General features: G+C 50.9%; 12 protein-coding genes. 4 read left to right on the top strand and 8 right to left on the bottom strand.

Going from position 1 to position 14,677, the window contains the following annotated elements:
• Nucleotides 1-62: 62 nt before the first annotated feature.
• The 8 genes from SDD30_RS10175 to SDD30_RS10140 all read right to left on the bottom strand — a co-directional run bounded on the left by SDD30_RS10175 (nucleotide 63) and on the right by SDD30_RS10140 (nucleotide 10,419).
• Nucleotides 63-1,130 (bottom strand): sugar phosphate isomerase/epimerase family protein, encoded by a 1,068-nt coding sequence (locus tag SDD30_RS10175; RefSeq protein ID WP_434074812.1) that lies wholly within the window; start codon nucleotides 1,128-1,130, stop codon nucleotides 63-65.
• Between the two features lie 21 nt (nucleotides 1,131-1,151).
• Nucleotides 1,152-2,672, bottom strand: coding sequence for a sugar ABC transporter ATP-binding protein (locus SDD30_RS10170; protein WP_434074811.1), 1,521 nt, complete (start codon nucleotides 2,670-2,672; stop codon nucleotides 1,152-1,154).
• 19 nt (nucleotides 2,673-2,691) lie between these two features.
• Nucleotides 2,692-3,648, bottom strand: a complete 957-nt coding sequence (locus tag SDD30_RS10165) for an ABC transporter permease (RefSeq protein WP_434074810.1) — start codon at nucleotides 3,646-3,648, stop codon at nucleotides 2,692-2,694.
• Nucleotides 3,649-3,735: 87 nt separating this feature from the next.
• Complete coding sequence (locus SDD30_RS10160; RefSeq protein ID WP_434074809.1) at nucleotides 3,736-4,728, bottom strand: sugar-binding protein; 993 nt, start codon at nucleotides 4,726-4,728, stop codon at nucleotides 3,736-3,738.
• A gap of 246 nt (nucleotides 4,729-4,974) precedes the next feature.
• Nucleotides 4,975-6,012, bottom strand: coding sequence for a LacI family DNA-binding transcriptional regulator (locus tag SDD30_RS10155; protein ID WP_434074808.1), 1,038 nt, complete (start codon nucleotides 6,010-6,012; stop codon nucleotides 4,975-4,977).
• A gap of 84 nt (nucleotides 6,013-6,096) precedes the next feature.
• Complete coding sequence (gene xylB / locus SDD30_RS10150; RefSeq protein WP_434074807.1) at nucleotides 6,097-7,623, bottom strand: xylulokinase; 1,527 nt, start codon at nucleotides 7,621-7,623, stop codon at nucleotides 6,097-6,099.
• A 208-nt stretch (nucleotides 7,624-7,831) separates the two neighbouring features.
• Nucleotides 7,832-8,974: a TIM barrel protein gene (locus SDD30_RS10145; protein ID WP_434074806.1), complete on the bottom strand. Its 1,143-nt coding sequence runs from the start codon at nucleotides 8,972-8,974 to the stop codon at nucleotides 7,832-7,834.
• A 248-nt stretch (nucleotides 8,975-9,222) separates the two neighbouring features.
• Entirely contained in the window at nucleotides 9,223-10,419 is a 1,197-nt protein-coding gene (locus SDD30_RS10140) for a S8 family peptidase (protein WP_434074805.1), read from the bottom strand.
• 623 nt (nucleotides 10,420-11,042) lie between these two features.
• Here SDD30_RS10140 and SDD30_RS10135 point away from each other — a divergent pair.
• The 4 genes from SDD30_RS10135 (at nucleotide 11,043) to SDD30_RS10120 (ending at nucleotide 14,628) form a co-directional block, all read left to right on the top strand.
• Nucleotides 11,043-12,356: a hypothetical protein gene (locus SDD30_RS10135; RefSeq protein ID WP_434074804.1), complete on the top strand. Its 1,314-nt coding sequence runs from the start codon at nucleotides 11,043-11,045 to the stop codon at nucleotides 12,354-12,356.
• Between the two features lie 98 nt (nucleotides 12,357-12,454).
• On the top strand, nucleotides 12,455-13,063 hold the full coding sequence (locus SDD30_RS10130) for a hypothetical protein (protein ID WP_109205775.1): 609 nt from the start codon (nucleotides 12,455-12,457) through the stop codon (nucleotides 13,061-13,063).
• A gap of 69 nt (nucleotides 13,064-13,132) precedes the next feature.
• Nucleotides 13,133-13,984, top strand: a complete 852-nt coding sequence (locus SDD30_RS10125; protein ID WP_434074803.1) for an energy-coupling factor transporter transmembrane component T family protein — start codon at nucleotides 13,133-13,135, stop codon at nucleotides 13,982-13,984.
• 23 nt (nucleotides 13,985-14,007) lie between these two features.
• Entirely contained in the window at nucleotides 14,008-14,628 is a 621-nt protein-coding gene (locus SDD30_RS10120) for an energy-coupling factor ABC transporter ATP-binding protein (protein ID WP_434074802.1), read from the top strand.
• Nucleotides 14,629-14,677: the final 49 nt, after the last annotated feature.

Below are 14,677 nucleotides of genomic sequence, written 5' to 3'. Positions count from 1 at the left end.
CATGTAGCTACCTGAAAAAGGATTTTATTCCTATAAAAGTAGCCTGACAATCAATTCGGCCTTTACCTGCCTGCATACCGCGCGTAAACCTGGCGCTCGTAGACCGCATCCAGGCCCAGGGCCGTGTATACCGCCCGGTAGGCAGCCACGGCATCAGCCTTATTCTTGGCTTGCTGAAGTTCCTGATCGTCTATCCTGCCAGCCAGGTCATAGATGAATTCCCATTGCAGGATGCTGCGTTTAACGGCTTCGACGGGATCTTCGGTATAGGGGAAAAGATCAAAGCCGATGCGTTCGCCATTTTTACCGTAACCGGATCGTTGCAGCTCTTTGGCCAGATCAAGGGTCTCCATAAAAAAAGAGGCGCCGACCATATTATCATCGTCAAAACTGCCCCAGCCGGAATTGGCATGTTGGTGCCCCAGCAGCCCTTCCCCTGCCAGCAGGGCGGCATATTCACCCAGCGGCTCCCCGTTCATAATGAGATGCTGCCAGTCCATATTTATTTTGACATTATCGACATCGGTGCCCAGCTCTTTCAACTTTTTAATAACGAACATGGCTACGCCGATATCCCGCAGGAGGATACGCATGGCCGGCTCGCTGTTTTTGTGTTCTAGGATGAAGGTTACATTTAAAGTATTGGCGTACTCAACGCACTCCTGGATACCCTCAATAAACCATGCCCACATGCGGCTGTAATCGCGCTGGAAGGGATAGTTGTATCCTTCATTACCGGGCCAGTAGATATATTTAGCTCCCACCCGGGCGGCCAGTTCGATACCACGCTTCATGGAGGTCAAGGCTTCCCGGCGCCGTCCGGCGTCGGGGTTGATTAAAGCGCCCAATGCATAATGCGGGACCGGGACCAGCCCATAGCAGATGGTATATATATCGTGGTCCGGCCCCAGGATGTCCTGAATCCTGGTTACATTTTCTTCGTTGATTTCCCCGGGATAATGAAATTCATAGCCGTCGACCAGCGGACCCAGGCCCGCCAGGGCCTTTTGCACCCTTTCTTCCACAGGACAGCCACTAAGGTCCGGGTGGTAACCTCCGGGGACAAAACGCGTTATTGCCGGCCCAAAGGCCCAGATACCGACGCTTGTTTTAATTCTCTTATCAGGCACTTACAATTACCTCCATAAAAATCATCTATTTATACAATTGGCCAGGGATATCACCCTTTCCTGACAAAACTCCCCGCGCAGGATTTCTCCCTGGATTTTACCTTTGGCTATAACGATAATGCGATCACACATTCCAATTAGCTCCGGGAGTTCAGAAGATGCCATAACGACCGCTGTTCCCTGTTGGGCCAGGTCATTTATTATTTGGTAAACCTCTTGCTTAGATCCCACGTCAATACCGCGCGTTGGCTCATCCAGCAACAATATCCTGGGTGTAATAGCCAGCCATTTAGCCAGGACCACTTTTTGCTGATTACCTCCGCTTAAGGTTTGCACCTTGGTCCTATATGAGCTGGCCTTTATCCTTAACTTTTTTATAAAATCTGCGGCCATTTGCCTTTCATTGTTACCTTGAATTATGCCGCGCCTGCTTATCGTTTTTAAACTAGCCAGGCTGACGTTGGCTTTAATATCTAAGAGCCCGATAAAACCATCATAAAAGCGATCTTCGGTAACCAGGCCGATGCCGGCACTGATGGCATCACGGGGTTTATTAATCTCTACCTTTTCACCGCAAATCCATATTTCAGCCTGGTATCTCTGCTTACCAAAGATTGCGTTCACAATTTCGCTTTTTCCCGATCCTACCAGCCCGTAAATCCCTACTATTTCCCCTTCATTAACCGCAAATGATATACTCTCGATAATATTTTTGCCGGGTATATAGGGATGCCTGATAGTTAAATTATGCACCTGCAAAATTTCTTTTTTACCGCAAGATATCGATCGCAGAGGATATAATTCGCAAAGTTCCCTGCCTATCATTTCGTTAATAATCTTTTGCTGCTCTTTGATTTCTTTTACAACATGAGCGTTTATCAACTTCCCTTCCCGCAAAACACATATCCTGTCGGCATTAGCAAAGACTTCTTCCAGTTTGTGGGTTATCAAAATAACACTTATGCCCTTTTCTTTAAGCCCTTTGATGATTTCAAAAAGATTTTTAGACTCGTTTTCTGTAAGGGCTGAAGTGGGTTCATCTAAAACCAGTATGCGCGGGTCTTCACTTAAAGCCCGGGCTATAGCCACGATTTGCTGTTGACTGATATTCAGGTTGCGCAGAATCTCACCTGGGTTTAAATCAAAATCTAGTTTAGTTAATACCTCTCTGGCCCTTTTGTTTAAGTGTTGCCAGTTAATAATGCCCTTACCTGTTTCCCACTTTCCAAGGAAAATATTCTCTGCTACGGTAAGATCCAGGTGCATGCTAATCTCCTGGTAAATCATAGCGATACCGGCCTGTCTACTATCCCTGGGGCTGGCAAAATTGACCTTTTCATCATAGATATAAATATCACCTTTATACGTTCCCGAGGGATAAACGCCGCTTAAAATTTTCATTAAAGTCGATTTGCCGGCCCCATTCTCCCCTATAAGAGCTAGGATCTCGCCCTTATATAGGGTGATGTTAACATTATCTAAAGCCGTAACCCCGGGAAATGTTTTGCTAATATTTCTCATTTCAAGGGCGATATCAGGCATTGCAATCACTCCAATAGTTTTAAGCTGACAACTTCATTTTGCGGTATTGATCCAGGCCTACCGCCACCACAATTATTATGCCGACGACGATGTTTTGCCAGTACACGGAAACATTCATTAAGACCATACCATTGGTTATGACGGCCATTAAGGCGGCGCCTATCAAGGTCCCCAGGATAGACCCGGCACCACCGAACATACTTGTACCACCGATTATGACCGAAGCGATTACCGTCAATTCCCAACCGGTGCCGGCATTGGATTGCGCTGAACTTAACCTGGCAGCCATTAAAATACCAGTAATGCCACTCATTAAACCCGCGATGGAATAAGTTATCAACTTGATACGATCGACGTCTATACCGGAAGTCCTGGCTGTTTGCTCGTTTCCCCCTATAGCGTAAATGCTTCTTCCCAGGGTGGTGTAATTTAAAACCCAATGGGCAGCAATGGCAAATACTATCATGAAAAACACTACATAGGGTATACCCCCAAAAGAACCCTGACCCATCGCATTGAAAGCATCCGGAAAAGGATAAAGAGGCCGCCCTTTAGTTATTACCAGAACAATACCCCGGGCGACATAAAGCATGCCTAGAGTTGTAATAAGGGGGGGAATTTTAAATCTGGTAATAATAAAACCATTCAACCAACCCAGCAATAACCCTGACAGCATACCAAAGAAGAGAGCTAAGGTTATGGGCAGCTGATTTACTAACGCCAGTCCAGATATAACACCACCGACGGCTAAAATAGATCCTACCGATAAATCCAAACCGCCGCTGATAAGAACCAGGGTTTCGCCAACGCCGACAATCACCATAAAAGATATCGATCTTAAAATCTCAATCAAGTTACCGGCATTCCAAAAGGCAGAGTTGACAAAGCCTATAATCAGGCTTAAAAGAATCAAAGAGATAAAAATGCCGACTTCTTGAGCCTGGAAAAAAGAGCGGTTGAAAATTTTATTGGGCATATAATGACCTTCCTCTTTTAGCGTGCTAATTTATTATTTTGGGTAGGGGGCTTTTATTGGCAAAAGCCCCCCATTATTATCATCTAATTATTTGTTGTACGTATCGGCATTTTCCTTAGTGACAATGACAACGCCGGTATCGGTTATAGGTGGAACCTGCTTGCCTTCTTTGATATCCATTAAGAGTTTAACGCCCAAATAGCCCATTTGGTACGGTCTTTGTACCACCGTGGCATTGACGACGCCCTTTTTGATTAAATCAATGGTTTCCGGTAAATCGTCAAAACCAACCAGGGTAATTTTTCCCGTCTTGCCGCCTTCCTGTACCGCTTTGGCCGCGGCAACTACATCAGTAGCACTCACACCAAAGAAGGCGGTAATATCGGGATGGGCCTGGAGCATAGCCTTGGCTTTTTCAACGCCTTTCATTAAATCAGAATTAGACGGTTGAATATCGACTATCTGGATGTCTTGTCCACTAATAGCTTCTTTAAAGCCATCAATCCTTAAATTCAAATTGTCGGCATCTATCGCTCCCGTTATTATGCCGACCTTAGCCTTGCCATTGGTTAATTTCACCAGGGCTTTCCCTGCTTCCTTCCCGGCCGTTTTGTTGTCGGTACCGGCATAGGCTACTCGTTTGCTATTAGGGGCATCCGTATCGATTAATACTACCGGAATCCCGGCTTCTACTGCTTTATTAATCACCGGGGTAAAAGAAGTTGGATTGAGGGCCATGGTTATTATACCATCAGCCTTCTGAGCAATAGCCAGTTCAATTTGCCTGATTTGCTCATCGATATTGATTTCGTTCGGTCCAACATAACTGGTATTGACACCGAATTCTTTATTCGCCGCCTTCATACCATCCTCTACCATTTTCCAGTAAGGATGCCCGTAAAAAGGAGATACTAAGACAAATTTGTAAGTTTTCGCTGGGGGTTTTTGTTCTGCCGTTTGCGACTGATTTCCCTGTTGCTTTTGATCGGTTTGTCCTTTACCTGCACTGCAACCCGCTAGAAATACAAATAACAAAATTGATACTAGAAAAAGCAATAAACCCCTTTTTTTAATAGACATTTTTGTGTCCTCCTTTACAATTTCCTTTATTATTGTTGTAACTTCGAGTACATTGGCAACATTACCTGTAACGCTCAGCGAAAATTATTCCATTCCATACCACCTCCTGCGCTGGGGTTTATAGAGTATATATACCATTCTTTGATACACTCAAGAATCATATTAATGTTTATAACAGATAGTCGACATGGAATAATAAGAACCAAATATGTTATTCCTATGTCTTCTATACACACTTTATCCCGGTTAACTGATTTCAAAATGTACCTGGTTGCCACGCCTCAACGTCGCCCCGCATGATTCCCGGATCACCAGGCTGGTTTTAAACTCATTGACCGTCGGCTGCATCTCCTTATTCTCGATCTGCTGGATCAGAGTCCAGGCGGCCATAGAGCCGATTTCGTAACGGGGCTGGTGGATGGTGGTCAAAGGCGGCGTTACCAGGGCCGCCAGCTCGATGTCGTCGTAGCCTACCACCGCCAGGTCCCGGGGCACCTGCAGGCCCAGTTCCCGGGCGGCGTGGATGACGCCGTAGGCCATCAGGTCGTTGGCGGCAAAGACAGCCGTCGGCCGCTCCGGGACGGATAATATTTTTTTAGCCACCGGTATGGTCCCTTCAGTGGTAAAATTGCTGTAAACTACCATGTCTTCATTATAAGGTACCCCGGCTTCTTCCAGAGCCTGGCGGTAACCAGCCAGGCGTTCCTGGGACACTTGAGCGTTTTTATGTCCCGCTACATGGGCGACGCGACGATGACCCAGGCCCAGCAGGTGCCTGGTAGCCAGGTAACCCCCACCCTGGTTGTCGATGGAGAGCAGGTTGGTCTTCAAGTTGTCGATATGGTATTCTACCAGGACTAGGGGAAAGCCCTCTTCCACCATCTCCCGCAGGTAGTCTTCATTGCCGACGGTGTGGCCCATCATCAGCAGGCCGTCCACCCGGCCGCTGCGCAGGAAACTGACGTAGTTATGCTTGAGCTGCGGGTCCCAGCGCATACTGGCGTAGACGATGCCGTAGCCGAACTTGTGAGCGACATCCTCCACTCCCTGGATGATGCGGGAGAAGAAAGGGTCGGTGATATCGGATAGGATGACGCCGATGGTGTCGGTCTTCTGCTTGACCAGGCTGCGGGCCAGGGCGCTGGGCCGGTAGTTCAGGGTTTTAATGGCCTCCAGCACCCGCTGCCGGGTCTCTTCGTTGACGTCTTCTTTGCCGTTGAGAACCCTTGATACGGTGGTGCGTGATACCTTTGCTTTTCTGGCTACATCAGAGATATTGGGCAATTCCTGTTCACTCCGTTGTTCCGTTTAAATCATCACTGATATCCGGCCGGATGTCTATAAGGTTGGGGAATGCTTTAACAGTTATCAGGCTAAGCCGGTTAAATCGTGCATCGTTGTCCGCAAGAGGGGGTACAGGGATTTATAGACAGTGTAGAGACGTTCATAGGTTTTTGCCTCCGCCGCTACCGGTATGGCGCGGCTGGTCACCTTAATGGTAGCCCGGCAAGCTGCCTCCACCGAAGAATAGATCCCCGCCCCCACCCCGGCGAGAAGGGCGGCGCCGAAGGCCGGGCCGTCGGTGCTGTTCACTGTGGTCACCGGGTACTTGAAAACATTGGCCAGGATCTGCCGCCACAAGGGACTGCGGGCGCCGCCACCGGAAAGGCGAATTTCCGCTGTTTTTACCCCGGCCTGCTGGAGTAGCTCCAAGGAGTCCCGCAGGCCAAAGGCCACGCCTTCCAGGACGGCCCGCACCAGGTGCCCCTTATTGTGGCGCATGGTAAGGCCGATAAATCCGCCCCGTGCTGCCGGGTCGGGATAGGGCGTCCTTTCCCCCAAAAGATAAGGTAGGAACAGCAGCCCTTCCGCGCCCGGCCCCACGGCGGCCGCTCTGGCTGTGAGCAATTCATAGGGATCGGTGCCTGTGGCCGCAGCTTCCCTCATCTCCTCGTCCCCCAGCTGGTTGCGGAACCACTGTAGGGAGCCGCCGGCGGCCAGCATGACGCCCATCAGGTGCCACTTACCGGGGACGGCATGGCAGAAGGCGTGCAGGGTACTTCCCGGCTGGATAATTGGCCTGTTCGTCATAGCGAAGACGACGCCGGAGGTGCCCAGGGCGGCCGAGAGAATCCCTTCTTCTACAATCCCTGTACCGACAGCGCCGGCGGCCTGATCACCACCACCACCAACTACCGGCGTTCCCGCCATAAGGCCGGTGGCGGCCGCGGCTTCCGGATTTATGCACCCGGTTACCTCCGGGGACTCATATACGGGGGGCAACCATTCCCCGGAGATATCCAGGGCGGCCAGCATCTCCTCCGACCAGCGCCGGCGGGCCACATCCAGGAGCAGGGTGCCGGAGGCGTCAGAGACCTCGGTGGCCAGTACCTCTGTCAGGCGGAAACGAATGTAATCCTTGGGCAGCAGGATATGGCAGATCTGTTTATATACTTCCGCCTCGTGCTTCTTCAGCCAGACCAGCTTGGGTGCCGTAAAGCCGGGCAAGGCCGGGTTCCCCGTCCACTGGTAGAGCTTTTCTGCCCCTATTTTTTCATACATCCAGGTACACTCCGCCCCGGTGCGCTGGTCGCACCAGAGGATGGCCGGCCGTAAAACCCGGTAGCCGGCGTCCAGGACTACCGCCCCGTGCATCTGGCCCGACAGGCCTACCCCGGCGACCTCCCGGCCGTCCAGGCCGCTTTTGGCCCACAGGCCCTTTACCGCCGCTACCACGGCCTGCCACCACTGCTCCGGCTCCTGTTCGGCCCAGCCCGGCCGGGGCTGGCTCAAGGGGTATTCTACGTAGGAGGAAGCTACCACCCGGCCGCTTTCCTCCACTAGTACGGCCTTAGTGCCTGATGTCCCGATGTCGATCCCCAGTAAATACGGCATGATCTTTTTCCTTCCGTTAGGACTAATAGCAGGTTGCTCATCCAGGAATCCTTTTAGCTATTTGACGCCACGACGGTTACTGCGACCCTTACGGCCCCCGGCAAGCGACTGTTTAGTAATTAAAGAAGACGGTGTCTATAGGCTTTATCCCCGTAGACCCGACACCCCATTTTAGGGGCAACGTAGCGGGTCGGTCCGGGAGATCAAGTTATGCCCCGGGGAGGCTCAAAGGGCTTAAGATTTCTGTTTTCCTGGCCCGCGCCCGGATCAGAAGGGCCTCCAGGTAGCCGGCGTAATACTCGGGGTCCTGGCAGCAGGCGACAATCATTTCATGGTCCAGGTTGTTGATGCGGTCGTTCATAGCTCGGATGGCGTCCATACTATTGATTACCGCCCGTTCCACCGGCATCCGCTCGGGATTGATGTCCAGGCCGAACCACCCCTGATAGCCATGCATCTTCAGGACGTAAAGGGCGGCCTCGGCCTGTTCCGGGGCTATCACTCCCACATTCAGGTCCTGATCGTAATTGCCCAGGGGCTGGCTGTTCCAGTGGGTATGCACCAGGCGGCCGTACTCCAGGGGTAGGCTCAGGGCATAAGGCAGGTCCTCATAGCCCATGATGACGTGGCCGACTTCCGGGTTCAGGCCCATTAGGGTATAGCCTTGAGCCAAAAGCTCCCGGTTCTCCTTATGCTGCAGCAGGCCTTCCACCTTCTCCGCCAGCAGGATACCCTCGGCGGTAGTACCGTAGATTATCCTGCCCCGGGGTTCATAGGGCTTGGGCTCCATGGCCACCCGCACTCCCGGTACGGCGTCCATGGCTTCGGCCAGGCCGGCTGCAAAGCGACGGCGCATCTCGCCGAAATCGATACCGAAGGGATTCTCATAGCCGTCAATACCCGGCCAGATAACCATGAAGTCGGTGCCCAGTTCTTTATTAATCTGGAGGGTCTCTTTAACGCGCTGGATGGCCGACTGCCTGGCAGCCGCAAGGGGTGAAGATAAAGAACCATAGCAGTACTGCTCTTCATAGAAAAGATTGGGAACAACAGTGACTACCTTCATACCGGTATCCCGGCAGAAATCCTGATAAAGGGGCAGGTTATGTTCGTTGATCTCATTGGGGTAATGGGCTTCAATGCCTTCCAACCCGTATTTTTTTAGAGCGGCGTATTTCTCCAGGCGTTCCGCAATAGCCAATTCCCTGCCGTAGCGGGTATGAAAGCGGCTGCCGCTGCCGGAAAAAAACCAGATGCCCGCCGAGAAACGGAGGTTGAGTTCAAAGTTCTGCAGGTGGCGGACCAATTCTTCCGGCGAACGCTTGGCGGTCTGGCAACTTAAATCCTGCACAGTTTCTCCCTCTTTTCTATCTCGAAGGTCGCAATTTGTTGGAAACGGTTTTGGAAATGAAACCGTTTCATGGCCGGGACATTGTTGATTTGTAAGGACTTTATTTATCGAAATCGGTTCCAGCACGCTTATATATTTCGCCACCTTCAGTTAAAATCCTGCTGGCATCTTAATATTTTTTTTAAAAATTTTTTGCCACGGTCATAACCATAATAAACGGCCGCCCGCGGGCGGTCGTTATGCATCGCTCAAGCCTCTACCACTTTCTCCACCTCAGACGCCTCGATAAATCTGCCTACAGCCGCCAGGGCGGTGGCGTTGACCAGCCCGCCCCCCTGTTCTCCGGGGGAAAGATTAGGTAGCTTGGTGGCCGTCCGGTAAATAATGCGGCCGACCTGACGGCCGGAAAGGCGGCCGTCCTGGGCGAGAATTAAGGCCGCCACCCCGGTGGCGTGGGGACAGGCCATGGAGGTGCCGCTCATGGTCCGGTATTTACCCCCCGGGTAGGTAGAGAGGATATCTACCCCGGGAGCAGCTACCGTTACCTCCGGTCCCCGGCTGCTGAAGCTGGCCAGGTTATCCTGTTGATCAATGGCGGAAACAGCGATTACCCCAGGGTAGCGGGCCGGGTACATGACGCTGTTGTCTTGGCCCTCGTTACCGGCTGCCGCCACCAGGACCATTCCCGCCTGGACGCACTTGCCCACGGCCTCTTCCAGGGCCTTGCTGGGGCGGGTCGTGCCGAAACTCATGTTAACTACCTGCATCTTGTTCTGCAGTGCCCAGTCAAGGCCGGCGACGATATCGGAGATATAACCGTTACCCATGCGATTGAAGATCTTTACCCCGTAGATTTCGGCCTGGGGCGCAACCCCCACCACCCCGAAATCGTTATTTAAAGCGGCGATAGTCCCGGCTACGTGGGTGCCGTGACCGCTGCCGTCCCCCGCCGGCCAGCCAGGAAATTTAATGTTTTTTCTACCCCGGACGTTGGTCGCCAGATCAGGGTGGCCGGCATCGAGGCCGGTATCCAGGACCGCCACTTTTACCTTCTCCCCGGTGGCCGCCTGCCAAGCTTTAGGGGCGCCGATACGTTCAACACCCCAGGGAGTCGTCTGTTGACCTTGCTTGATCCTGGTAGCCGGTAAGGCCACCGTCCGGACCTGGAAATCATCCTCAATCAAGCGAATGCCTGGGTTTAAACTCAGCTCCTCCATTACCTTGCTTTCTTCTGGCAATCTGGCTACCAGGGCGTGTACGAGGGGCAATTCCCGCACTATCCTGCCGCCCTTTTTCTGCAGTACAGCATGGCAGTCAGACAGGGGGTTGCCCTGATGGAACATGACAATCTTCCGGACGTCTTTCCTTCCCGCGCCGGCTCGGGCTACAGTGACGCCGGCCGCCGTCATTACCCCGGCATAATACGCCAGTAAAACAGGCCACACAGGCAATCCCTCCATACATAAAATATCAGCCTGCGCCCTGGCTAAGCAGGTGTTACAGCGCCAAAGGGCCGATATTACTATGTTGCATCCTATGCCGGACTACTCCAGGGGGTACCCATCCTACTAACAAAAATTTTCCTTTACCTTTTTAACCACTCCTCTCCTGCCTGCATATGCTAAGTCTAGAAAGGGTTCCCCCCGGCAGAAAGGAGGAAATTTAAATGACGCAGGAGTTCTTCTGGTGGTTTATCATCATTCTCATCCCCCTTATTATCATCATCCCCTTCTTCTTCCTGTTCTTCCTGTTCCCGTTAAATTCTAAGTAGGAGGGATTCTTAGTGGGCAGCCAGGGATTCAGCTTTTGGTGGATATTCATTCTCCTTATCCCGATTATCATCATCCCCTTCTTCTTCCTGTTCTTCCTCTTCCCCCTCAATGCCGCCAACGCTTGAGCGGGAAAAACCCCGGCCCCGCCGGGGTTTTCATATAAAGGCCCCGGGTCCTTGGACCCGGGGCCAGGTTTATAAAATAATTTTTTAGAGCCGACAGGATTTTTTTAACGAACCGCGAATATCTATTTATAGACACATTTTAGTCATGTCTATAATAGGTGGTCTTACTATATGTCAGTTAACGAAAAAAAACACGAACGCATTTTTACCGTAGCCGTAGTAGGGCCGGAAGATTTAGTCGCCAAAACCTTGCGTTTAAATAACCGCTTTCCCGCTTTAAAGCTCCAGGGCTGCCCCTACGCCGAGGAAGCCGAAGTGGCCAACCTGGTACGTTCTCTCCACCACCAGGTAGATATCATTCTTTTTACGGGGCAGGTCGCCTACCAGCGGGCAGCTATGGAAATAACCTCCGATACCCCCATGTTATATGTTCCCTATACGATTTCCTGGCTCTACCCTTCCCTTTTCCGGCTAAAAGAAAGGGCCGATCTGACGACCCTGACCATTGATTCTTTTCCCAGAACGGTTATCGATGAAGCCTATACCGCCCTGGGACTAGATGCCGATAATATTTATGCTCAGGAAGAGCAAGCCCTGGGCGGCAAAAATATTATTCTTAATTTCCACCGTAATTACTATCTCAAAGGGCTATCTTCAGGGGCAATTACTTGCTGGCGTTCCATTTATAAAGAACTGGTAAACCTGGGCATTCCTTGTGACTTGAGCTTGCCAACTGAGGGTCCCATTATTGAAACCCTGGACAAAGCCTTTTTAATCGGTGAGAGCGTCCGCAACAAGGAAAGCCAGGTGGTGGTGGGGTTAATAGAGATAAATAACTCGGCATTAGTCACCAGTGAATATGACCTCCAGCGTCTGCAGGTGGAAATTTATGCCACCATTTTGGATTATGTTAAGGAAATCGATGGTTATCTTATTGCTACCGGTATCAACAGCTATTTGTTTTTTACTACCCGGGGACTCTTTGAGCGCTCTACTGACTGGGGTACCAGCATGCCCCTGCTGAATTTAGTTAAAGAGAGGTTTAAATTACCTATCCAGGTTGGCGTGGGTTTCGGCTTGACGGCTCAGCAGGCCGGGACCCATGCCCGCGTTGCCTTAAATAAAACCAAGGAAAACGGTGATAATTGCTGTTTTGTGCTCATGGAAGATAAACGCCTCCTGGGCCCCCTGGGCTGCGCCAGACCCATTCAATATGAACTGGCAACTACAGACCAGGAAGTCTTAGAACAGGCGGAAGCCGCTGGTATATCGTCGATCTCTTTAAAAAGGGTCGCCGCCTGTATGTCCTCCCTGGGCAAGGAAACCTTTTCCGCCAATGATCTCGCCCCGGTTCTCGGTGTCTCTTTACGTAGCACCCACCGTCTTTTAAACCAGCTTGCCGGGATAGGTTATGTCCAGGTGGTGGGCGAAGAGAAATTAGCCAGTAAAGGGCGGCCGCGCCAGCTCTACAAGCTGTCGCTTTAAAAAAGATCCCAGGGGAGAAGGTGGTTATTAGCGCGAGGAACTTCAATAATAGCTTTATTACCTTCAGTTTAAAAAACATGGCAAAGGAGGATTTTTCAATGACAACCGGTAAGGAAATCTGGGCCCTCGAAGAGGGAGAAAAACGGCGGAGCAGCATTACCCACATTGTTATTACTGCCTTACTCATTGGTATCGGTGCCGTTGTAGGTGCCTTTGGCAGCTTCAGTTTCCCCCTGGGTTTCGGGGTCAACTTCTTCTGGCCGGCCATAGCGGTGCAAAACGTCGGCGGTATATGGTTTGGTGGTTGGGGAGTTTTGGCTGGGGCTCTCTTTCCTTTGATCTCCAACGGCATTACTGGGACCCCGATCTATGTTTCTTTAGCTTATATCCCGGGTAATGCCTTTCAGGCCTTTATTCCCGCCCTGGCTTTCCGGTTTTTCAAGGCTGACCCCGCCCTCAAAAGTAGCCGGGATTATATTATCCTGATCCTATCGATAGCGATTGGGAGCGCCATCGGTGCCATTTGGGGACCCATGGTAGTCTTACGTTCCTTTGGTTTATTGACGGCTTCTTCGTTACCATTGTTCATCTTTGGCTGGTTTGCCGGTAATACTATTCCCGGTATTATCTTCGGTATCATTCTCCTAAAGGCCCTTTCGGCGGTAGTAGTCCGCAGCAGTTCCTTTGTTAAGGGTTGGTGGGCTTAAACTGGATTTGCTTTCCTGGGAGGAGGTCTTCTCCTCCCAGGCCCAATTTTCTACTAGGAGAATCTGGCTATGAAGAAAACATTATTGGGTTATATACCTGAAGAATCACCCGTGTATCAGCTTCACCCCTTAACCCGAGTCATGTTTCTATTGATTGTAAGTATCTACCCGATGCTGGTAGCTGCCCCGGAATGGAATCTGGCCTTGACTATTTTTATCCTGGGGTTGCTGGTATACGCCCGGGTACGCATGGACACCATCAAAAACTATATACCCATCATGGGTTCCATGGGATTTATCATCCTTATCTCCTATACGATCTTCGGCGGTTATGAGCCGTCCTATATCCCCATCGGCCATCTGGGTCGCCTGACCATCTACTTTCAGCCCATCCGCTGGGCCATCGTCACCTATATGCGCCTGATCCCCATGATCTTTGTCGTCATTTTTTTCTTTTCAACTTCGCGCGAGCGGGATCTCATCGTGGCTTTACGCACCCTGAGAGTCCCCTTCGCCATAACCTACCTGGTGGGCATGGGCTTACGGTCGGTCGGCATGGTTATGGAAGATTTTCAGATTGTCCGGGAAGCGGAAAAAGCCCGCGGCTTTGACACCAGGGGGAAGTCATTATTCTACAAACTGCGGCAGTTTATCATGTATATAGTACCCCTCTTCGGTCTGGCCTTGCGCCGGTCGGAAGAATTCAGTAATGCCCTGACCGCCAGGGCCTATACCTTCCGCGGCCTTTTTAACCGGCAAAAAAGAGCCGACTATGTTCTGTCCCACTATCACCTGGCTTTTATCGACTACCTGCTTAATATCGCTTTAATTATAGCCTTGATAGCCCTGGTAATTTTACGCTATCATTACGGTTTTATGGGCGTGGAAAGTACGGTTATCAACAAACTCGTTCTCCGATAGAAAGGTGGGAACATTAGAAGATTATGGAAGTTATCAAGATTGAGGATTTACGCTGGAAATACAGTGAAGCCAGGGATTATACCCTGAAGGGGGTTAACCTTTCCCTCGAGGAAGGCCGTTTCTTAGGTATCGTCGGCCCCAATGGGGCGGGAAAGACTACCCTGGTCTATACCCTCAATGGGTTAATTCCGTACCGCTATAATGGCATCAAAAAGGGCCGGGTATTTATCTATGGCCACGATACCGAGGCTACCCCGGTAGAGAAATTGACGCCCTGGGTGGGACTGGTTTTTTCCGATCCGGAAGCCCAATTTACCTCCATGACCGTTGAAGACGAGCTGGTTTTCGGTATGGAAAATATTGGCCTGGGCCGGCAAGAGATTGCCGCCCGCCTGGAGTGGGTTACCGAATTGACCAATACCGCCTCCTTGCTCGAGAAGCCTCCTTATGAATTATCCGGTGGCCAAAAACAACGGGTAGCCATAGCCTCGGTACTGGCAATGAAACCCAAGCTTTTAATCATGGATGAACCGACCTCGATGCTCGATCCCATCGGTCGCGAGACTATCTTTGAAGTAATCGCCCGTTTAAAACAGGAAGAAGGAATTTCTATTATTGATTCTGGTGCAAGAACCCCAAAATAACTAACTCATGCCAGGTACGCAATCGCTCTTTGACATCAAAAATGGCATT

It is taken from the genome of Moorella naiadis (nom. illeg.) (genome assembly GCF_051020825.1).
Classification (GTDB): domain Bacteria; phylum Bacillota; class DSM-521; order Neomoorellales; family Neomoorellaceae; genus Neomoorella; species Neomoorella naiadis.
This window is presented reverse-complemented; position numbering and strand designations above follow the sequence as displayed.